The organism is Corallococcus sp. 4LFB (genome assembly GCF_046520365.1).
Classification (GTDB): Bacteria; Myxococcota; Myxococcia; order Myxococcales; family Myxococcaceae; genus Corallococcus; species Corallococcus caeni.
In genome coordinates, this window is sequence record NZ_JBKGHJ010001258.1 from 1 (window position 1) to 390 (window position 390).

Consider the following 390-nt stretch of genomic DNA (forward strand, 5'->3'; position numbering starts at 1 on the left):
CGGGCAGCGGAGAAGGCTGGCCCTCGCGCAGCGCCGCGTAGAGGGCGGACACCTCACGCACCAGCACCGCCATGGACGTGCCGTCCGACACGGCGTGATGCATGACGAGCACCAGCACATGCGTGCGCTCCTCCAGCGTCAGCAGCGTGGCGCGCACCAGCGGGCCGCGCGTCAGGTCGAACGGGCGTCGGGCCTCTTCATGGGCCAACCGGGAGGCTTCAGCCTCGCGGGCCTCCACCGGCAGGGCCGTCAGCGACACTCGCGCCAGAGGCAGCACCGCGTCCTTCGAGATGAGCTGGAGCGGCCGCCCGTCCTGCGCCCCGAAGGAGGTCCTCAGCGCGTCATGGCGCGCCGCGAGCGCCGTGAGGCTGCCCTCCAGCGCGGCCACAT

1 protein-coding gene is annotated in these 390 nt (G+C 73.1%); it reads right to left on the minus strand.

The window, feature by feature from the left end:
- On the minus strand, positions 1–390 hold a 390-nt coding region (locus tag ACLEQD_RS45215; protein WP_410392043.1), incomplete at both ends, for a condensation domain-containing protein.